This is a genomic window from Labrenzia sp. PO1 (assembly GCF_012273635.1).
GTDB classification, from domain to species: Bacteria; Pseudomonadota; Alphaproteobacteria; order Rhizobiales; family Stappiaceae; genus Roseibium; species Roseibium algicola.
Map to the genome: position 1 here is coordinate 1212700 of NZ_JAAXCR010000002.1, position 19371 is coordinate 1232070.

Below are 19371 nucleotides of genomic sequence, written 5' to 3' on the forward strand. Positions count from 1 at the left end.
GTGTTGGGGGACAAGTCGGTCCTGTTCACCTCCTGGTGGGAGTGGGACCACCTGTCGGCCGGTTTGACGAAAAATAGCCGCCATGTGGCGCGATGTTAACGGAACCGTTGGGGATCCGGCATCACATTGGCACCATGTGTGCCGCATCCTCCAAATCCGAATCGCTGCTCGTCACCGCCCGGCCGGAGCTCAACCGCCGCATCGACCAGTGGCTTGACCACCTGTCCGATGAGCGACGCCTTTCCGACAAGACCCTGCTTGCCTACGAACGCGACCTGCGCCAGTTCCTGCGGTTCCTGACCAACCATCTGGGCGGGGCACCGGACCTCAAGGAAATTGCAGCGCTCCGCCCGGCCGACTTTCGAGGCTTTCTGGCAAGCCGCCGCCGTGATGGTGCCCAGAGCCGATCGCTCGCCCGCGGCCTTGCCGGGATCCGGTCGTTCCTCAGGTACCTGGAGCGGCGCGGAGAAGTGAACGCCGCGGCGTCTTCCGCCGTGCGGCCACCACGGCAGGCCCGATCCCTGCCGAAACCCGTCTCCTCCAAGGACGCCATCGACGTGACCAGCGGAGACCTGGCGATGGAACGCGAACCGTGGCTGGAAGCCCGCAACGCCGCCGTCCTGACCCTGCTCTACGGCTGCGGCCTGCGGATTTCGGAAGCGCTGTCGCTAACCGGTGCCATGGCCCCCAAAACCGGGACGAAGACACTTCGTGTCGTCGGCAAAGGCGGCAAGGAGCGGATTGTCCCGATCCTGCCGGCGGTCTGCCAGGCGGTGGAGCACTATCTGAAACTTTGCCCTTATGCGATTTCGCCCGATGGCCCCCTGTTTCTCGGTGCCCGCGGCGGTCCGCTGAACCCGCGCATGATCCAGCTGGCCATGGCACGCCTGCGCGGTGCATTGGGCCTGCCGGACAGCGCGACCCCGCATGCCCTGCGCCATTCCTTTGCCACACATCTGCTGGCTGGCGGCGGAGATCTCAGGACTATCCAGGAACTGCTCGGCCACGCCAGTCTTGCCTCAACGCAGATCTATACGGAAATCGACAGCGCCCATCTCCTGTCTGCCTACGACAGGGCTCATCCGCGCCGTTAGGATCCGTCAGGTTTCGGAAATCCGTAGACTGTCCGTTCCTTGCCATCAGGAAACATCTCGCGCGCAATCGGCTCGCCGCCAAGTTTGCGCACCAGTCCCCTTGCTGCCTCGTTGTCATCCTTCATATGCGTTTCGACCAGTGGCCAGCCATAGACTTCGTAAGCATGGCGGATTGCCGCCTGCGAGACTTCCACGGCTGCACCGGTGCCGCGTGCCTGGGGCATCAGCCACCAGGTCAGCTCCCGTCTTGGCCAGCCTTCGGGCCAAACGAAGCCGCAACCACCGATGATATCTGCCCCCGTTTTCGGTTCGATAACCCACATGCCATAGCCGCGCAGTTGCCAGTGGCCGAGGTGGCTTGCCAGCACGCGCCAGGCAGAGTCCGCACGCAACGGCCCACCATAGAAGTGTGAGGCCTCGCCGTTCTCGAAGAACGCCTTGTAGACTGGAAAGTCCGGTTCTTCCGGCAAGCGCAGACGAAACCGCGACGTTTCGAGTGATTGCATGATAAGTCTCTGTTGTTTGCGGGAAATTTCGTTCGATTCCCATGTTAGTTCCAACTCCGTTGTAGCCGCTTCCGCCACAAACGGTTAGGTTGCTGAAACAGCCTGTTTCGCCGGGAGATAACGAATGCGTCTGATACTACTCGCAGCCGGTCTTCTTCTACTGTCGGCAGCGCCCTCGCTGGCGCAGCGCGTCTACTGTCCACTTCCCGAAGACGGCGTCTGGGTCAATGCGAATGCCAAGCCGAAGGAGATCTCGCGCGTCGAGGTGGAAAGCCGCTGCGAGAATGAAGCGGTGCATGTGCGCGTACGCGCATTCACCTCCTGCATCCCGCGTGACTGCAAGTGGGGCTGGACCAAAGGGGAAATGCGCTCAGATGGTGCCATCCAGGTGCTGCTGATCGGTTTCTTGAGCAGCAAGCAACTGACATTGCGGGCCTTTGGCGAGCTTCTGGATGTTCACGTGATCAACGTCGTCAACGATCTGTCCGAACCGCGAACCGAGACCACCTACAATCTCCAGCGCGAGTAACCGGTCAGGGGAGTGCGACGACAATCGCCTTTCGCTTTTTCCTTGTCAGACCTCCGTTTTTCCTTACCTTACGTAAGACTGCGCAAGTGTAGCGCAGGCCAACGGACGGAGATGTAACATGCGCCTATTGAGCACCGGCATTGCGGCCCTTGCCGTAACCGCGTTTGCAATTGCACCGGCCGCTGCATGCAGCTGGAACAAGACAGCCCAGTCCAAACAGATGACAGTGGCGGAAACGCCCGTCCTCCCGGACACCGACTCGGATGTGGCTATCGCCACCAACGATCTCAGCGATGCAATCGTAAGCGAGACCGTAATTCAGCCGACCACCGGCGAAGCCGTGTCGGAGTGACCCCCACCGGTAAACAAGCTCCAGACCAAGACCCGCTGCTACGCAGCGGGCTTTTTTTCGGCTGAATACCGTCTGCACGAAATCTGCTGAAACCTGCCTTCATCGGGCCGTATCGACGCCTCAATAACCCGGTTCACTCGGGATTATCCTGAAGAACCGGTTGATACAGTCTCATGATTTCCAGACGCCGTTTCCTGCAAACCTGTGGCATCGCAATGCTGGGTGCCGTTTCCGCTCCTGCCTATGCGATTGGCGTTGAGCCTTTTCGGCTCAGCCTGAAGCATTATCACCTGACGCCTCCACGATGGCCCAGAGGGCTGAACCTGAAAGCCGCGCTGATAGCCGACCCGCATGTCTGCGATCCCTGGATGGGGCTGGAGCGGGTTCGCTCCATCGTCCGGCAGACCAACGCTCTGAAGCCCGACATCATCCTGATGCTGGGCGACTATGTGGCCAGCCACAAATGGCAATATGACCCGATCCCGCCACAGGCGTGGGCTGATCTCTTCGGTGATCTGTCGGCCCCGCTCGGGACCCACGCCATTCTCGGCAATCACGACTGGTGGGACGACGCGGACGCGCAGCTGACTGGCGGTGGGCCGACCAGATATGGTCAGGCGTTGCTGAACGCCGGCATTCCCCTTTACCAGAACCGGGCTCAACGGTTCGAGAAGGACGGCCAGGCTTTCTGGCTTGCCGGCGTCGACGACCAGTTGGCGCTGAGACCGCACCGCAAGATCAAACGGCACCGCTGGAAAGGTTTGGATGACCTGACCGGCACGCTTGCCCAGGTGACGGACGATGCGCCCGTGCTGCTGATGGCACATGAGCCCGACATCATCCGCGAAGTGCCGGGCCGCATCAGCCTGACGCTCAGCGGTCACACCCATGGCGGGCAGGTCAACTGTTTCGGTTACAAACCTGCCTTTCCCAAACGCAGCGTCAAAAGCTACGCCTATGGCCACATCGTTGAAACGGAAGGGACGAGGCTGGCAAGGCACCTGGGCCTTGAAACGGAGCCCCGCCACCTCATCGTTTCCGGAGGTCTTGGCTGCTCGATCCTGCCGGTCCGATTCGGTGTTCCTCCGGAAATAACGGTGGTGCATCTGGGAAGCACCACCACTTGAGTCATGTTCCGGAAAGGGCGAATTATTCAGCCGCCACTTCGTGCTCCGTCTTGTGCCGGTATTCCTTTATGGCCTGACTCAGGATCTGGACCGAGGAACTGACGAAGAGAGCCGCCATGAGACCGGCGACAATCAGGTCCGGCCAGGCGCTTGCCGTTCCCCAGACACCGGCGGCCGCCAGCATGACGGCGACGTTGCCTATGGCATCGTTGCGCGAACACAGCCAGACGGAGCGCACATTGGCATCACCATCCTTGTATCGGACCAGCAGCAGGACACTGGCAAGGTTTACGGCCAGTGCCAGAAAGCCGATGGAGCCCATCACCGCGGCCTGCGGCACGCCAAGCACGAACACCTGATAGAGCGTGGTGGCAGCCACCCAGACGCCCATCAGAAACAGGCTTGTGCCCTTTGCAATCGCAGCCAGGGCCCGGGTCTTCAGCGATGCGCCAATGACAGCCAATGATATGCCGTAGGTGACCGCGTCGCCGAAGAAATCGAGGGCGTCGGCCTGCAGCGCCTTTGAGCCGGCTGCCTGTCCGGCAATCATCTCGACGATGAACATGCCACCGTTCAACGCGATCACCAGCCAGAGCCGGCGGCGATAGTCCTTCGACATTCCGTCAAATGTTCCGTGGGAATGTCCGCAACAGGCACCCATGATGCACTCCTTGTTCGAGTCGCTTGATTTTCGGTTCCTGTCCCTTGTAATTGCTATAGCGACTAGAGCTTCAAGAGGCTTTTTATGGATTTCTCAATTGGTGACCTTTCAAGACGGACCGGCGTGAAGGTTCCGACGATTCGTTATTACGAAAAGGAAGGCCTGCTGGAAGCGCCGATCCGCAGCGAGGGCAACCAGAGGCGCTACCGGTCCAGCGACCTGGAAAGGCTTGGCTTCATCAAGCATTGCCGCGACCTCGGCCTGCCAATGCCGGCCATCCGCGATCTGATAGACCTCAGCCAGCATCCGGACAAACCGTGCGAAACCGCCAACCGGATTGCCGAAGATCAGTTGAAGGCAGTGCGCCAGCGGATTGCCCACCTGCGCAAATTGGAGGCGGAGTTGAAGCGCATCGCAACAAGCTGCGAAGGCGACCACACGGTGACCGAATGCAACGTTCTGAAGGCTTTCGGCGACCATGGCCTCTGCCTGAAGGAGCACTGACAAGCCTTTTTGCCCGGCTTCAGGCAAGCATTGTCCAGTCCCGTGTCTCCCCTACGGCACGCATGTTCGTTCCGGTGGCAGCCGCCAGGGAATGTGCTGCTAGCTTTCGTCTATCGGTCTTGGTCCGGCGCCTGAGCCGAGTTCCGTTGCCATCACCGTTCCCCCTAGCCTTTCCAGGCGCATCATTGTCCAGCGTTTGGCAGGCAGATTACAGGAATGACGGCCCAGAATGCAGGAGAACTGGAGGACGTGGGGATAGTCGTTCTTCGGCCAAACCCTTTCAGCAACGTCATGCCTGCCCTTCAGGTATCCGAGCAGGGTATATTCGCTGACATACCAGACGTCGCCTTCCTTCAGGTCTGCCATACTGGTCGGCCGCCCCTTGGGAAATGTGCCTCCCCAGGTCCAGGACAGGGCACCGGACGTTTTCTGATCCAGAAAATGGTGGGCCATCGTTTCGTCGATAAAGACCCGCTTTCCGTCCGCCAGATCCTGCCGGTAAGCCTCGACCACAGCTTGCCTGTTCGGCAACGGTTCCGACAGCACATAGAAAACGATGAAGTTGGAGGAAAGCGCCAGCACCAATGCGGCGCAAAGGCCAAGCTTCACCCTGTACCAGCGGTCTTTCAACAGCACGTCGACCGCCAGCAGAAACAACATTGCGGCCGCAAGATTCCGGATCAGCGGCCGGTCATGCACGAAGGCGCCGAAGAATTGTCCAACGGCAAGGCAAAAGCCGATTATCCCGGCGGTGCGGGACTTGCGGAAAACAACCCAAGATACGCCTGCAAACATGGCAGCCCGGAAGATCGCTTCGACATTGAACTTGCCGGAGCCATGTGACCGGCTGGAGTGATAGGCGATCTGCCGGAAGAACTCGGCGAACTCGAAGTTCACCGAGACCGCAAACAGGGCAACGGCAATCGCGAGGGCGACAAGGCCTTCACTCAGCACACGAACGAGGCTTGCCTGCCGCGTCCTGAGCCTCCAGATCTGAAGAACGGCAATGACGCCAACACTCCAGGCAAGCATGGACAGTGCAGTCAGCGGAGCAATTCCCAAAAGCGCGGTACCCGCAACGCCGGCAACGGTTTCCGGACCGGTCTGCCGTGTGTCACCCGTACCTGCCCTGACTGCAACCGGCAGGACCAGCAGCAGCCCGAGCATCCAGATGAATGAACCCGTCAGTTCCAGCCGGAAGCCGGAAACGACATACATGGGCGCAAAGATCAACGGTGTGAAAAGCGCAGCGGTGCGAAGGTTCAATCTGAGGCAGAACACCACGAAGACCAGGCTGGTCGCCACGTAACAGAGGAATTCGTACAGGACGATTGTCGCGGTGCTGATCCCCGCGGCTTTCAAAAACCATCCGGACAGAATGAAATGAAGCCTTGGCTGGAGATGATAGGATTCCAGCCCCGGGAACTGGACCGCAAGAAGCGGATTCAAGTGACGGCCCGTTTGCGCAAATTCGGATGCCCAGGGAATAAAGAAGAGGTCATCCACGTAGGGAATGGTTCGCTCCGGCCAGAAAAACACCAGGCCGCAAACCAACGGCAATACGCCCCCTGCAACGACTGGCAGCCAGCCGCGGGTGAGATTCAGATTTTGATTGTTGCCCCGTTGCCTTTCAAGCAAAGCATCTCCTGCCTTTTGTTGAAATGCACCACCCCTGACAGGACAACACCTTAGCGCATTAGTTGCAGATGCGCGGCATTTTTTACGTTTACTTGCAGAACTTCAAACTTGAATGGCGTCTGCCGGTCCGCAGGACGGCAGATCCAACAAAAATGTTACGGGGCACCCGGTGACCGGATGCCCCGACCGATATCGAAAAGACATCGTTCAAGCGTTGATTACGCGTGGATCGACTTCGCAAATGCGCCGAGGGCTGCTTCCTTGACCGCTTCCGACATGGTCGGGTGGGCGTGGCAGGTGCGTGCAAGGTCTTCGGAAGATCCACCGAACTCCATCAGGACAGCAGCTTCGTGGATCATCTCACCGGCACCGAAGCCGACGATGTGAACACCAAGCACGCGGTCGGTCTTTGCGTCCGCCAGAACCTTGGCAAAGCCGTCGGTCTTGTTCATGGCGCGCGCGCGACCGTTTGCGGAGAAGACGAATTTGCCGGTCTTGTACTCGACGCCGGCCGCCTTCAGTTCTTCCTCGGTCTTGCCGACGGAAGCGACTTCCGGCTGGGTGTAGACAACACCCGGGATGACATCATAGTTCACGTGACCAGCCTGGCCTGCCAGCATTTCGGCAACGGCAACGCCTTCGTCCTCGGCCTTGTGGGCCAGCATCGGACCGACGACCACATCGCCGATGGCGTAGATGCCGTCGACATTGGTCTTGTAGTGGGTGTCGATCTTGACGCGGCCGCGCTCGTCCAGGGCAACACCTGCCCCATCAAGGCCCAGGCCTTCCGTGTATGGACGGCGACCGATGGCAACCAGAACGATGTCGGCCTCGAGAACCTGCGCATCGCCGCCCTTTGCCGGCTCTACAGTCACGGCAAGGCCCTTGCCTTTCTTCTCGACACCCGTGACCTTGGAGGACAGCTTGAATTCCATGCCCTGCTTTTTCAGCATGCGCTGGAAGTTCTTGGAAACGTCACCGTCCATCGGTCCGAGGATCTTGTCCATGAACTCGACCACGGTCACTTCCGACCCGAGACGATTCCAGACGGAGCCGAGCTCAAGGCCGATGACACCACCACCGACGACGAGCAGCTTGCCGGGCACCTTGTCCAGTTCCAGAGCGCCGGTGGAAGAGACCACCTGCTTCTCATCGATCTCGACACCCGGCAGCGGCATGACGTCGGAACCGGTGGCAATCACGATGTTCTTCGTTTCCAGTACGCTTGCCTTGCCGTCGGCATCGGTAACCTCGACCTTGCCTTTGGCCAGGATCTTGCCGGTACCGGTGTGAACGTCGATCTTGTTCTTCTTCATTAGGAAGGCAACGCCGTTCACATTGGCATCGACCACGCCGGTCTTGTGTTCCATCATCGCCGGCAGATCGAGCTTGGGCTTTGCGACCTTGATGCCGAGTTTTTCGAAACCGTGGCCGGCTTCCTCGAACATTTCCGAGGCATGCAGCAGCGCCTTGGACGGAATGCAGCCGATGTTGAGGCAGGTGCCGCCAAGCGTTGCGCGTTTTTCGACGACAGCCGTTTTCAGGCCGAGCTGCGCAGCCTTGATCGCGCAGACGTAGCCGCCAGGACCGGTTCCGATGACGACGAGATCATATTGGGACATTTTGGTCGCCTTTGCCTCTTTCATTTCTGGTTTGAATGCGGGTTAGGGAAGGATTGCCCGGCCGCCGGAGACATCGAGGATGGCACCGGTCGTATAGCTGGACTGGTCGGAGAGAAGCCACAGAATCGCTTCGGCCACCTCGTCGGCGGTTCCGGCACGTTTCATCGGCAGTTTGGACCTGAGCTGGGCCACCCGGTCAGGATGGCCCCCCGAGGCATGGATATCGGTGTCGATAATGCCGGGACGAATACCGTTGACGCGAACACCTTCGTCGGCAACTTCCAGCGCCAAGCCGACTGTCATGGTATCGATAGCCCCCTTGGAGGCCGCGTAGTCGACATATTGGGAAGGTGACCCCAACTTGGAGGCTGCAGACCCGAGATTGACGATCACGCCACCGGTGCCGCCATGCTTGGTCGACATGCGCCTGACCGCTTCGCGGGCACACAGGAAGGCGCCGATCACGTTGATGGAGAACATTCGTGTCAGACGTTCCAGGGTCATTTCATCGACGCGCTGGGAATAGTCGACAACACCGGCATTGTTGACCAGGCCCTTGAGGGTGCCGAGCTTGTCGGCTTCGGCGAAAAGATGCAGCACGTCGGCTTCGTTCTGGACGTCACCCTGAACTGCCACGGCCTCGCCGCCGGCCGCCTTGATTTCCTCGACGAGAGCATCAGCGGCAGCCTGGTTGTGCGTGTAGTTGACGATCACCTTGTGACCGAGCGCCGCAACCTTGCGGCTGACGGCAGCGCCGATCCCCCGGCTCCCGCCCGTTACCAATACAACCGTGTCAGTCATGAATTCCCACCGGCTCCCGTTCCTATTGCCCTTGAATGCGCGTCAGTTCTTCAGCGCCGCGGCCCGCGGCCCAGAGGCCTTTCAAATGCCCGTCCGCCATGACCGCGTAAACCACCGGCGTCTTGTCGCCCCAGTCCACTGTCAGCACGTTGCCATCCAGTTCACCCACGCCGCGATAGCTGTCGGTGCCGACTGTCCAGATCAGCGTGAATGTCCGGCCCTGCTGCGTCAACACGACCGTACCGTCATATGTCGTGCCGTCCGGGTTTCGGCCGGCAACCGAATAGTTGCCAGTCAGCCCTTCCGCCTCGACCGGTGCAGTGCGCGAATAGAGCGTCAGCTTTTCGCTGGCCGAGCCGTCCGCCCATTCACCGTCCAGCGTTTCCGCGCCAGTGAAGGAATAGACGACAGGGTGCTTGTCTCCCCAGTTGACCACCAGCATGCGGCCGGCGAACTCGCCGACGCCGGTGAAGACGTCGGTTCCGATCCACCAGGTGAGTCGCACATTCCGGTCTTCCGGCGTGATTGCCAGCATGCCGTCGTAGGTCGTTCCGTTCGGGTTGGTTCCCTCGACCCGGTAGACACCCGAGATCTGGCGGGCCGGACCGGTGCGCGCGGTGCTCTCCTTGAGCGCGGTTCCGATGGCCGCAAGAGCGGCCATCTTGGGCACCGATCCTGCCGGATTATCCGTGCCGCCGTCAACGAAGGTGAAATCTCCGAAGAAGGACGAGGAAATCCAGGGCGTTTGCTGGCCGTTCGTTTCCTGGAAGACGCCCTTCAGCGTGCGCTTGAAGGTTTCTTCCAGATTGAGCGCCGGGGTCGCGATGGCGCTGGCAAGATGCTTGGTGAAGGGGCTGTTGCTGCCCTGCCCGTCCAGAGCCACGGAGCCAGGTGACGTCGAATATGAGACGAACAGGCGCGCGTTGCTGTCGATCCGCGACAGGCCGGACGATGCCCCACCGAGGGGATTGTTGCGGCAAGCGTCCAGCACGACGATGTTGAGCCCGTCATGGGACGACGTCATTACTTCCACGGCCTCGCTGACCGCGACCGACTGCTGCTGCAGGACCTCGTCCGCCGGCGCATCCCCTGCCACAGGCAGCAGGTAGTTTTCGCCCTTAATCTGGATACCGTGGCCGGCGTAATAGAACAGGCCGACGCCACCCTCCTTTTTCAGCCGATCACCGAAGGCCCGGATCGCCTGTTCCATGGCATCACGGTTGGCGTCAGTCTGAAGGATGACCTCGAAGCCGGCCTTGTCGAGGGCGCGGGCGATGGCCAGAGCGTCATTGACCGGATTGGCGAGCGGGCCATAGCCATATTGCGCGTTTCCGATCACAAGCGCAGTGCGTTGTTCGCTTGCATGCGAAGCGACTATCAGTCCGAGGACGGTCCAGACGACAAGAACAACCGAAAGGGCATAACGCTTTATGGCGTTCATATTCCTGTTCCTCCTGACCGTCTCACACCGTGTCGGCGATGATCCGATTATTGCTCCGCCAGAGCCAGTCGCAAACCGAACCCGGCGAAGGTTGCAGCCACGGTCCGGCGCATCCAGACCATCACGCGATCACTCTTCAACACCTTCTCGCCGACCAGTGAAGCAAACGCGCCATAGATGACAAAGACAACGAAGGTCATTGCCATGAAGACGCCGCCCATCAGCAGCATGTCGAGCGTTGGATTGACGGCATCATGGCTGACGAATTGCGGCAGGAAGGCGAGGAAGAATACCGTCAGCTTGGGATTGAGGATGTTGATCAGGAAGCCGGTGCGCGCCGTTGCAAGGAAACTCTTGCGCGATCCCCTGTCGGCTTTCAGGTCCATCGGTCCGCTGTCTTTCAGCGTCTGCCAGGCAAGGTAGAGAAGATAGGCGACACCGGCGTATTTCACGCCCTGGAATACCAGAGCACTGGTGTGCATCAGCGCCGCCAGGCCCACGACGGACGCCAGAATTGCGGGAATGATACCGAGGGTGCAGCCGAAGGCCGCGGCAACGGATGCCTGACGGCCTCTGCCAAGTCCGACGGCAACCGTATAAACAACACCGGTGCCCGGAACGAGCACCACGACAAGAGCAGTAATCAGAAATTCCAGGCTCACAATGCGGCTCCTCCTGGGCCAGACCGACGGGCATTCAACCGCGAGAGCTGGAACGCCGCTGGCCAGGCAACCTTAAAATGTCCGGGCACCCTGCCGGGGCGTTCCCGGCAAGGCACTCGCAAGGCACTGAACCGGATCAGAGATCCAGAACCAGACGCTGCGGATCTTCCAGGCTTTCCTTGACGCGAACCAGGAAGGTCACGGCTTCCTTACCGTCGACAATCCGGTGGTCATAGGAGAGCGCCAGATACATCATCGGGCGGATCACCACCTGGCCGTTCACAGCCATCGGACGTTCCTGGATCTTGTGCATGCCCAGGATACCGGACTGCGGCGCGTTCAGGATCGGCGAAGACATCAGCGAACCATACACCCCGCCATTGGAGATAGTGAAGGTGCCGCCGGACATATCAGCCATGCCCAGCTTGCCGTCGCGTGCCTTGCGGCCGAGATTGCCGATTTCCTGCTCGATCTCTGCGATGGACATCTGGTCGGCGTCACGCACAACCGGAACCACAAGGCCCTTGTCCGTGCCAACGGCGACGCCGATGTGGCAGAAGTTCTTGTAGATGATGTCGGTGCCGTCGATCTCGGCATTGACTGCCGGGATCTCTTTCAGCGCATGGGTCACCGCCTTGGTGAAGAAGCCCATGAAGCCGAGCTTGACGCCGTGTTTCTTCTCAAACAGGTCCTTGTACTGCTTGCGCAGTTCCATGACCGGGCCCATGTCCACTTCGTTGTAGGTGGTAAGCATGGCCGCGGAGTTCTGTGCGTCCTTCAGGCGGCGCGCAATGGTCTGGCGCAGCTTGGTCATGCGAACGCGTTCTTCGCGAATTTCGTCCTGGGCGGCAACCGGGCCACGGGCAACGGGAGCAGCCGACGGGGCTGACGACGACGAGGTTGCACCGGAGGCGATCGCGTTGATGACGTCTTCCTTCAGCACCTGACCACGCTTGCCGGACCCGGCAACCTGGTCGGCGGAAAGGTTGTTTTCAGCCATCATCTTCTGAGCAGACGGAGCCGGCGGCATGGAAGACCCGCCGCTTGCGGCCGGAGCGGACGCAGCCGGTGCCGGTGCAGCGGCTGCCGGAGCAGCACCTTCGCCTGACGGATCGATCTGGCAGAGCAGAACGCCGGGTTCCACGGTCGTACCGGTTTCGACTGCGATCTTGACGATGGTGCCGGCAACCGGCGCCGGAACTTCCTGGGCTGCCTTGTCGGTTTCCAGTTCCACCAGCGTGTCGTCGGCCTTGACGACATCACCGACCTTCACGCTCCATTCGCCGACTTCCGCCTCGGTGACGGATTCGCCCGCGCTCGGCGTGACGACATCGACCAGCTGGGCCTTTTCGGATTTGGTTTCGGCCTTGGCATCAGCCTTTGCCGGAGCCGCTTCAGCCTTCGCGGCCGGAGCACCGGCGCCTTCTGCGATCTGACCGAGCAGGGCGCCGACCTCAACGGTGTCGCCTTCCTTGACCACGATGCTTTCCAGCGTGCCCGCGGCCGGTGCCGGAACTTCGACGGTTACCTTGTCGGTTTCCAGTTCCACAAGGGGCTCGTCCTGGCTGACGGCGTCGCCCGGTTTCTTGAACCACTGCGCAATAGTCGCTTCGGAAACGGATTCACCCAGCGTGGGGACGCGAATTTCGGTTGCCATGGTCGCCTTCTCTTAAAATTACCTGGCCAAATTTTTGAAAGAGGGCCCGAAGGCCCTCTTGTGACTAACTTCCCAGAGCCTCTTCGAGGAACGCCTGCAACTGCGCCAGATGCGAGGACATCAGGCCGGTTGCGGTCGATGCCATCGCATTGCGGCCAGCATAGCGCGGGCGCTTGTGCTTGGCGTCGATCTGCTCCAGGACCCATTCGATGTAGGACTCGACGAAGAACCAGCTGCCCATGTTCTTGGGCTCTTCCTGACACCAGACCATTTCGGCCTGCGGGAAGCGCGCCAGTTCCAGCATCAGCGCCTTTTTCGGGAACGGATAGAGCTGTTCGACGCGGAGCAGGTAGACGTCGTTGACGCCGCGCTTTTCACGCTCTTCGAACAGATCGTAGTAGACCTTGCCCGAGCACATCACGACGCGCCGGATCTTGTCGTCTGAAACCAGCTTGCCTTCCGAATTCAGGTTCGGCCCCCAGTCGTCCCACAACAGACGGTGGAAGGAGGACTCTGGACCGAGTTCCTGCAGCGTGGATACCGCCTTCTTGTGACGCAGCAAGGATTTCGGCGTCATGAGGATAAGCGGCTTGCGGATATCGCGGCGCAGCTGACGACGCAGGATGTGGAAGTAGTTCGACGGCGTCGAACAGTTCGCAACCTGCATGTTGTCTTCAGCGCAAAGCTGGAGGTAACGCTCCAGACGGGCGGAAGAGTGCTCAGGTCCCTGACCTTCGTAGCCATGCGGCAGCAGGCAGACGAGACCGGACATGCGCAGCCACTTGCGCTCACCCGAAGAGATGAACTGGTCGAAGACCACCTGGGCGCCGTTGGCGAAGTCGCCGAACTGGGCTTCCCAAAGGGTCAGAGCACGCGGCTCTGCCAGCGAGTAGCCATATTCGAAGCCGAGCACGGCTTCTTCCGAGAGCATCGAGTTGATGACCTCGTAGCGCTGCTGATCGGGAGAGACGTTGTTGAGCGGAATGTACCGGCTCTCGTCTTCCTGATCGTACAGGACCGAATGGCGCTGCGAGAACGTGCCGCGTTCGCAATCCTGACCGGACAGGCGCACCGGGTGGCCTTCCTTCAGCAGCGAACCGAAGGCAAGCGCTTCAGCGGTTGCCCAGTCGATACCCTCGCCGGTCTCGATCATCCGCTCGCGCTGGTTCATGAAGCGCGCGATCGTGCGGTGGATGTTGAAACCGTCCGGCACGTGGGTCAGAGCCCGGCCGATCGACTTCAGTTCATCCATCGGCAGACCGGTTTCACCGCGACGCGGATCGTCTTCGTCGTCGGCCCGTTTCATGCCTGCCCACTTGCCGTCCAGCCAGTCGGCCTTGTTCGGCTTGAAGGCCTGGCCAGCATCGAACTCGTCGTCCAGATGCTTGCGCCAGTCGGCTTTCATGTGCTCGACTTCGTCCTGCGTCAGAACACCTTCCTTGATCAGGCGTTCCGAGTAGAGCTGCAGCGTCGTCGCATGCTTGCGGATCTTGCGGTACATGATCGGCTGCGTGAACGCCGGCTCGTCGCCCTCGTTGTGGCCGAAGCGGCGATAGCAGATCATGTCGATGACCACCGGACGATGGAACGTCTGGCGATATTCAATCGCGATCTTGGCTGCAAAGACGACGGCTTCCGGATCATCCGCGTTGACGTGGAAGATCGGCGCTTCGATCACCTTCGCCATATCCGACGGATAGGGCGAAGACCGCGAGAAGCGCGGATTGGTGGTGAAGCCGATCTGGTTGTTGATGATCACATGGACCGAACCGCCGGTGCGGTGGCCACGCAGCGCGGACAGGCCAAAGCATTCCGCAACAACACCCTGGCCGGCGAATGCGGCGTCGCCGTGCAGCAGCAGCGGCAGAACCGTGCCGCGGTCGATTTCGGTCGTGTCGACGAAGTTGCCGTTCTCGTCGGCAGCCAGCTGATCCTGCTTGGCGCGCGCCTTGCCCAGAACCACCGGGTTGACGATTTCCAGGTGCGAGGGGTTTGCCGTCAGCGACAGGTGCACGTCGTTGCCGTCGAACGTCCGGTCGGAAGACGCGCCGAGGTGATACTTCACGTCGCCGGAGCCTTCCACATCGTCCGGCGCGTAGGAGCCGCCCTTGAACTCGTGGAAGATTGCCCGGTGCGGCTTGGCCATCACCTGGGAAAGCACGTTCAGGCGGCCGCGGTGGGCCATGCCGAACACGATTTCCTTAAGGCCCATCGAGCCGCCGCGTTTGATGATCTGTTCCAGCGCCGGGATCAGCGCTTCACCGCCGTCCAGGCCGAAGCGCTTGGTGCCGGTGTATTTGACGTCCAGAAACTTTTCGAAACCTTCGGCTTCGACCAGCTTGTTCAGGATCGCCTTCTTGCCTTCCGTGGTGAAGGCAACCTGCTTGTCCGGACCTTCAATGCGCTCCTGGATCCAGGCCTTGGCCGCCGGATCGGAGATATGCATGAACTCGACACCCAGCGTCGAGCAATAGGTCCGCTTCAGGATGTCCATCATCTCGCGGATGGTGGCGTATTCCAGACCCAGCACGTGGTCGATGAAGATCTTGTGGTCCCAGTCGGCTTCGGTAAAGCCGTAGGAGGAGGGATGCAGCTCCTCGTGATCGCCCTTGCCGGCCAGGCCGAGGGGGTCGAGATCTGCATGAAGATGGCCGCGCATGCGATAGGCGCGGATCATCATCAGGGCGCGAACGGAATCGCGGGTCGCCTGATGAACTTCCTGATCCGAAACCGGCTCGCCCTTGGCTTCAGCCTTCTTCTTCAGTTTGTCGCCGAGCTTCTGCTCAATCGGGCCCCAGTTGCCGTCGAATGCATTGACGAGGTCGCCATTGGCCTCGATCGGCCAGTCCTTGCGTTTCCAGGTCGCCCCGCGAGCCTCTTTCAGCACTGCTTCCTTCTCGTCCTGGAAGGCTGCAAAGAAGTCCTGCCACTCGGCGTCGACCGAGCTCGGATCTGTCTTGTACTGTGCGTAGAGGTCTTCGATATAGGCTGCGTTGGCGCCGTAAAGCAACGACGTCAGTGCGAATACGTTGTTCGCTTCCTGCCGTGCCATGTCCTTTAGCGGAGGTATCCTCCGCCCTTTTGTTTAGGCGGGCCCGAAAAATTGACCCGCGGCCGGTTTCCCTACAATGGCCGATGGTTTCCACCGACCCCTCGAAAAATGGTTACGGCACGTCAACCGCGCCGGAACCCATCCTTTCATCATGCGACAGGAAACGTAAACAGTTTCCGTCCCCATCGCTAAAGATTCTTGCAGAATCAGCCCTTCAAGACTTCGAGAAGGGTCTCGCCGAGCTTCGCAGGAGACGGTGACACCTTGATGCCAGCAGCTTCCATCGCAGCGATCTTGTCTTCTGCACCGCCCTTGCCGCCTGAAATAACGGCACCGGCGTGGCCCATGGTGCGACCCGGAGGCGCTGTTCGTCCGGCGATGAAACCAGCCATCGGCTTGGACCGGCCGCGCTTGGCTTCGTCCTTCAGGAACTGCGCCGCGTCTTCTTCCGCGGAGCCACCGATTTCGCCGATCATGATGATCGACTGGGTTTCGTCGTCGGCCAGGAACATTTCCAGGACGTCGATGAACTCGGTGCCCTTGACCGGGTCGCCACCGATGCCGACAGCCGTCGTCTGGCCGAGGCCGGCATTGGTGGTCTGGAAGACAGCTTCATAAGTAAGGGTGCCGGAGCGGGAAACAACACCGACGGAGCCTTTCTTGAAGATGGAGCCCGGCATGATGCCGATCTTGCATTCTTCCGGGGTCAGGATACCGGGGCAGTTAGGGCCGAGGAGGCGCGACTTGGATTTCTCCAGCTTGGCCTTGACCTTGACCATGTCGGCAACCGGGATGCCTTCGGTGATGCAGACGATGAACGGAACTTCCGCTTCGATAGCTTCGATGATCGCGGCGCCCGCGCCTGCCGGCGGAACGTAGATCACGGAGGCGTCGGCACCGGTTGCTTCCCTGGCTTCGCCTACGGTCGCATAGATCGGCAGGGATGCAGCGCTGTCGACACCGGAAGACCAGGTCTCGCCACCCTTTTTCGGGTGCACGCCGGCGACCATCTTGGTGCCGTAATACTCAAGCGCCTGTTCCGTGTGGAACGTGCCGGTCTTGCCGGTCAGGCCCTGAACGATGATTTTCGTGTCTTTATTGACGAGGATCGACATATTTTAGTTTCCTCAGCTCGAAATCGCAGGGTCAAAGCTCTTTGCCGTCCGTCGGAAAAATCAGATCAAACCGCACAATCTCAACGATTTCGCCATCAACAATCGTACAGGTGAAGCCTGGTCTCTTGTTGGTGGAGGGATAGTTGATTTGAACGGAACGGCCTGAGGTGCCGGAAAACGAACGGTAACCGTACTCATCACCTCGGACACCTACACTGCCGTGTTTGAGAATTCCCTGAGCACAAGCTGATAGCTCTTCCGTAGTTGGTGACAATTCACCGCTACAGGCCGTCAGCAAAATCCCCAGACCAAACAGGGCAGCAATTGGTGCCAGTTTGAACATTAACCCTTGACCGCTTTCACGATTTTCTGGGCGGCGTCGTCGAGATCGTCAGCGGCGATCACGTTCAGACCGCTTTCGTTGATGATCTTCTTGCCGAGTTCCACGTTGGTGCCTTCCAGGCGAACAACGAGCGGAACCTGCAGGCCGACTTCCTTGACGGCTGCAACCACGCCTTCCGCGATCACGTCGCAGCGCATGATGCCGCCGAAGATGTTGACCAGGATGCCCTTCACGTTCGGATCGGACGTGATGATCTTGAACGCGGCCGTCACCTTCTCCTTGGAAGCACCCCCGCCAACATCAAGGAAGTTGGCCGGCTCGGCGCCGTAGAGCTTGATGATGTCCATGGTCGCCATGGCAAGGCCGGCACCGTTGACCATGCAGCCGATGTCACCGTCGAGAGCGACATAGGCGAGGTCGTACTTGGAGGCCTCGATTTCCTTGTCGTCTTCCTCGGTGACGTCGCGCAGCTCCATGATGTCCGGATGACGGAACAGAGCGTTGCCGTCGAAGGAAACCTTGGCGTCCAGTACGCGCAGGCGGCCGTCCTTCATGACGATCAGCGGGTTGACTTCCAGAAGGCTCATGTCCTTCTCGACGAAAGCCGTGTGCAGGATCGGGAACAGCTTCATGCCGTCTTCGCGTGCCGCACCGGTCAGTTCCAGCGCGTCGCACAGCTTGGCGGCATCGGCTTCGGTCACACCGGTTTCCGGATCGATCGGCAGGGTGACGATCTTTTCGGGGGTTTCTTCGGCAACCGCTTCAATGTCCATGCCACCTTCGGTGGAGACAACGAAAGCCGGGCGACCAACGGTCCGGTCGACCAGAATGGAGAGGTAAAGCTCACGCTCGATGTCGGCGCCGTCTTCGATGTAGAGACGGTTGACCACCTTGCCGGCGGCACCGGTCTGTTTGGTGACCAGCGTGTTGCCAAGCATTTCCTTGGCGTTGGACGTGACTTCGTCCAGCGAGAAAGCCAGACGGACACCGCCCTTGGCATCAGCGGACAGTTCCTTGAACTTGCCCTTGCCGCGGCCACCAGCGTGGATCTGCGACTTCACGACCCAGAGCGGGCCCGGAAGGCTCTTGGCGGCTGCTTCGGCTTCGTCGGCGGAGAAGATGGCAACGCCTTCGGCCACCGGTGCACCGTATTCCTTCAGAACGGCCTTGGCCTGGTATTCATGAATGTTCATGTGTTTCCCCCGTTGTCGGAGGACCGTTCTTCCCGGCAGGAAGAACGGCCGCAAATTCCCTTAGGCGGGCCCGGTTCAGGCGAGCGCCGGCTGAATTTTCTTGCAGGCCTCGACCAGACCGTCGACGGAAGCGACAGACTTGTCGAAGTTGGCCTTTTCGTCGCCCTGCAGGTCGATCTCGATGATGCGCTCGACGCCATCGGCGCCGATCACGACCGGAACGCCCACATAGGTGTCCTTCAGGCCGTACTGGCCGTCGAGAGCAGCAGCACACGGCAGAACGCGCTTCTTGTCCTTCAAGTAGCTTTCGGCCATTGCGATGGCGGAAGCCGCCGGAGCGTAGAAAGCGGAGCCGGTCTTCAGGAGGCCGACGATCTCCGCGCCGCCGTCACGGGTGCGCTGGACGATTTCTTCCAGACGCTCGGCAGTGCACCAGCCCATCTTGACCAGGTCGGTGAGCGGGATGCCGGCAACGGTGGAGTAGCGGGTCAGCGGCACCATGGTGTCGCCGTGACCGCCGAGAACGAATGCGGTCACATCTTCGATGGAGACGTTGAACTCGTCTGCCAGGAAGTAACGGAAACGGGCGCTATCCAGTACGCCTGCCATGCCGACGACCTTGTTCTTCGGCAGACCGGAGAACTTCTGCAGGGCCCAGACCATCGCGTCGAGCGGGTTGGTGATGCAGATGACAAATGCGTTCGGGGCATACTTTGCGATGCCGGCGCCAACCTGCTCCATAACCTTCAGGTTGATTTCCAGAAGGTCGTCGCGGCTCATGCCGGGTTTACGCGGAACACCGGCGGTAACGATGACAACGTCCGAGCCTTCGATGGCTTCGTAGCTGTTGGCACCCGCCATTTTGGCATCGAAGCCATCGACCGGGGAGGACTCGGCCAGGTCGAGCGCCTTACCCTGCGGAACACCTTCCGCGATGTCGAAGAGCACGATGTCTCCCAGTTCCTTCAAACCTGCCAGATGTGCGAGCGTGCCGCCGATCTGACCAGAGCCGATCAAGGCAATCTTGTTCCGCGCCATTTCGAAAGTTTCCCTTTACGTAAGATGGAACTCCAT

Annotated in this window: 18 protein-coding genes; 5 read left to right on the forward strand and 13 right to left on the reverse strand. The window is 60.3% G+C overall.

Annotation, left to right across the window (positions count from 1 at the left end):
- Positions 1-134: 134 nt before the first annotated feature.
- Positions 135-1094 (forward strand): tyrosine recombinase XerC, encoded by a 960-nt coding sequence (locus HCG46_RS13485; RefSeq protein ID WP_023014437.1) that lies wholly within the window; start codon positions 135-137, stop codon positions 1092-1094.
- Here HCG46_RS13485 and HCG46_RS13490 read toward each other — a convergent pair.
- A complete protein-coding gene (locus HCG46_RS13490) occupies positions 1091-1600 on the reverse strand; it encodes a GNAT family N-acetyltransferase (protein ID WP_055657201.1) in 510 nt (169 codons plus the stop codon). The genes HCG46_RS13485 and HCG46_RS13490 overlap by 4 nt on opposite strands.
- 124 nt (positions 1601-1724) lie before the next feature.
- Between HCG46_RS13490 and HCG46_RS13495 the strand changes: the two genes are divergently transcribed.
- The 3 genes from HCG46_RS13495 to HCG46_RS13505 all read left to right on the forward strand — a co-directional run bounded on the left by HCG46_RS13495 (position 1725) and on the right by HCG46_RS13505 (position 3608).
- Positions 1725-2129, forward strand: a complete 405-nt coding sequence (locus HCG46_RS13495; RefSeq protein ID WP_055657199.1) for a hypothetical protein — start codon at positions 1725-1727, stop codon at positions 2127-2129.
- A gap of 118 nt (positions 2130-2247) precedes the next feature.
- Positions 2248-2481: a hypothetical protein gene (locus tag HCG46_RS13500; RefSeq protein ID WP_139314047.1), complete on the forward strand. Its 234-nt coding sequence runs from the start codon at positions 2248-2250 to the stop codon at positions 2479-2481.
- A gap of 173 nt (positions 2482-2654) precedes the next feature.
- The gene (locus HCG46_RS13505) at positions 2655-3608 is read left to right on the forward strand and encodes a metallophosphoesterase (protein ID WP_168686501.1); all 954 of its coding nucleotides are present in this window, start codon (positions 2655-2657) and stop codon (positions 3606-3608) included.
- 22 nt (positions 3609-3630) lie between these two features.
- On the opposite strand, the gene HCG46_RS13510 is transcribed toward HCG46_RS13505, so the two are convergent.
- Positions 3631-4269: a cation transporter gene (locus HCG46_RS13510; protein WP_168686502.1), complete on the reverse strand. Its 639-nt coding sequence runs from the start codon at positions 4267-4269 to the stop codon at positions 3631-3633.
- 84 nt (positions 4270-4353) lie between these two features.
- Between HCG46_RS13510 and HCG46_RS13515 the strand changes: the two genes are divergently transcribed.
- Positions 4354-4773, forward strand: coding sequence for a helix-turn-helix domain-containing protein (locus tag HCG46_RS13515; protein ID WP_022999007.1), 420 nt, complete (start codon positions 4354-4356; stop codon positions 4771-4773).
- Between the two features lie 99 nt (positions 4774-4872).
- Here the strand turns inward: HCG46_RS13515 and HCG46_RS13520 are convergent, their stop codons facing one another.
- The 11 genes from HCG46_RS13520 to mdh all read right to left on the reverse strand — a co-directional run bounded on the left by HCG46_RS13520 (position 4873) and on the right by mdh (position 19335).
- Entirely contained in the window at positions 4873-6333 is a 1461-nt protein-coding gene (locus tag HCG46_RS13520) for a hypothetical protein (RefSeq protein WP_168686503.1), read from the reverse strand.
- 296 nt (positions 6334-6629) lie between these two features.
- Positions 6630-8033, reverse strand: coding sequence for a dihydrolipoyl dehydrogenase (gene lpdA / locus HCG46_RS13525; RefSeq protein WP_031268678.1), 1404 nt, complete (start codon positions 8031-8033; stop codon positions 6630-6632).
- A 42-nt stretch (positions 8034-8075) separates the two neighbouring features.
- Positions 8076-8834 (reverse strand): SDR family oxidoreductase, encoded by a 759-nt coding sequence (locus HCG46_RS13530; RefSeq protein WP_022999010.1) that lies wholly within the window; start codon positions 8832-8834, stop codon positions 8076-8078.
- Positions 8835-8856: 22 nt separating this feature from the next.
- Positions 8857-10275, reverse strand: a complete 1419-nt coding sequence (locus HCG46_RS13535; RefSeq protein WP_022999011.1) for a caspase family protein — start codon at positions 10273-10275, stop codon at positions 8857-8859.
- Between the two features lie 47 nt (positions 10276-10322).
- Positions 10323-10937 carry a LysE family translocator gene (locus HCG46_RS13540; protein ID WP_168686504.1) on the reverse strand — a complete coding sequence of 205 codons (615 nt, stop codon included), beginning with the start codon at positions 10935-10937 and terminating at the stop codon, positions 10323-10325.
- A gap of 136 nt (positions 10938-11073) precedes the next feature.
- Entirely contained in the window at positions 11074-12594 is a 1521-nt protein-coding gene (gene odhB / locus HCG46_RS13545; protein WP_168686505.1) for a 2-oxoglutarate dehydrogenase complex dihydrolipoyllysine-residue succinyltransferase, read from the reverse strand.
- 64 nt (positions 12595-12658) lie between these two features.
- A complete protein-coding gene (locus HCG46_RS13550; RefSeq protein WP_022999014.1) occupies positions 12659-15646 on the reverse strand; it encodes a 2-oxoglutarate dehydrogenase E1 component in 2988 nt (995 codons plus the stop codon).
- Between the two features lie 206 nt (positions 15647-15852).
- Positions 15853-16761 carry a succinate--CoA ligase subunit alpha gene (gene sucD, locus HCG46_RS13555; RefSeq protein ID WP_077291000.1) on the reverse strand — a complete coding sequence of 303 codons (909 nt, stop codon included), beginning with the start codon at positions 16759-16761 and terminating at the stop codon, positions 15853-15855.
- 31 nt (positions 16762-16792) lie between these two features.
- Positions 16793-17104: a hypothetical protein gene (locus tag HCG46_RS13560; protein ID WP_062490817.1), complete on the reverse strand. Its 312-nt coding sequence runs from the start codon at positions 17102-17104 to the stop codon at positions 16793-16795.
- The gene (gene sucC / locus HCG46_RS13565) at positions 17104-18297 is read right to left on the reverse strand and encodes an ADP-forming succinate--CoA ligase subunit beta (RefSeq protein ID WP_022999017.1); all 1194 of its coding nucleotides are present in this window, start codon (positions 18295-18297) and stop codon (positions 17104-17106) included. The genes HCG46_RS13560 and sucC overlap by 1 nt, the downstream gene beginning before the upstream one ends.
- A 75-nt stretch (positions 18298-18372) precedes the next feature.
- Positions 18373-19335: a malate dehydrogenase gene (gene mdh, locus HCG46_RS13570; protein WP_022999018.1), complete on the reverse strand. Its 963-nt coding sequence runs from the start codon at positions 19333-19335 to the stop codon at positions 18373-18375.
- Between the last annotated feature and the right edge of the window lie 36 nt (positions 19336-19371).

What these genes read in the sequence shown, in the direction of transcription:
- HCG46_RS13485 (WP_023014437.1), top strand. Translation starts at nt 135, where the DNA reads ATGTGTGCCGCATCCTCCAAATCCGAATCGCTGCTCGTCACCGCCCGG.
- HCG46_RS13490 (WP_055657201.1), bottom strand. Translation starts at nt 1,600, where the DNA reads ATGCAATCACTCGAAACGTCGCGGTTTCGTCTGCGCTTGCCGGAAGAA.
- HCG46_RS13495 (WP_055657199.1), top strand. Translation starts at nt 1,725, where the DNA reads ATGCGTCTGATACTACTCGCAGCCGGTCTTCTTCTACTGTCGGCAGCG.
- HCG46_RS13500 (WP_139314047.1), top strand. Translation starts at nt 2,248, where the DNA reads ATGCGCCTATTGAGCACCGGCATTGCGGCCCTTGCCGTAACCGCGTTT.
- HCG46_RS13505 (WP_168686501.1), top strand. Translation starts at nt 2,655, where the DNA reads ATGATTTCCAGACGCCGTTTCCTGCAAACCTGTGGCATCGCAATGCTG.
- HCG46_RS13510 (WP_168686502.1), bottom strand. Translation starts at nt 4,269, where the DNA reads ATGGGTGCCTGTTGCGGACATTCCCACGGAACATTTGACGGAATGTCG.
- HCG46_RS13515 (WP_022999007.1), top strand. Translation starts at nt 4,354, where the DNA reads ATGGATTTCTCAATTGGTGACCTTTCAAGACGGACCGGCGTGAAGGTT.
- lpdA (WP_031268678.1), bottom strand. Translation starts at nt 8,033, where the DNA reads ATGTCCCAATATGATCTCGTCGTCATCGGAACCGGTCCTGGCGGCTAC.
- HCG46_RS13530 (WP_022999010.1), bottom strand. Translation starts at nt 8,834, where the DNA reads ATGACTGACACGGTTGTATTGGTAACGGGCGGGAGCCGGGGGATCGGC.
- HCG46_RS13535 (WP_022999011.1), bottom strand. Translation starts at nt 10,275, where the DNA reads ATGAACGCCATAAAGCGTTATGCCCTTTCGGTTGTTCTTGTCGTCTGG.
- odhB (WP_168686505.1), bottom strand. Translation starts at nt 12,594, where the DNA reads ATGGCAACCGAAATTCGCGTCCCCACGCTGGGTGAATCCGTTTCCGAA.
- HCG46_RS13550 (WP_022999014.1), bottom strand. Translation starts at nt 15,646, where the DNA reads ATGGCACGGCAGGAAGCGAACAACGTATTCGCACTGACGTCGTTGCTT.
- sucD (WP_077291000.1), bottom strand. Translation starts at nt 16,761, where the DNA reads ATGTCGATCCTCGTCAATAAAGACACGAAAATCATCGTTCAGGGCCTG.
- HCG46_RS13560 (WP_062490817.1), bottom strand. Translation starts at nt 17,104, where the DNA reads ATGTTCAAACTGGCACCAATTGCTGCCCTGTTTGGTCTGGGGATTTTG.
- sucC (WP_022999017.1), bottom strand. Translation starts at nt 18,297, where the DNA reads ATGAACATTCATGAATACCAGGCCAAGGCCGTTCTGAAGGAATACGGT.
- mdh (WP_022999018.1), bottom strand. Translation starts at nt 19,335, where the DNA reads ATGGCGCGGAACAAGATTGCCTTGATCGGCTCTGGTCAGATCGGCGGC.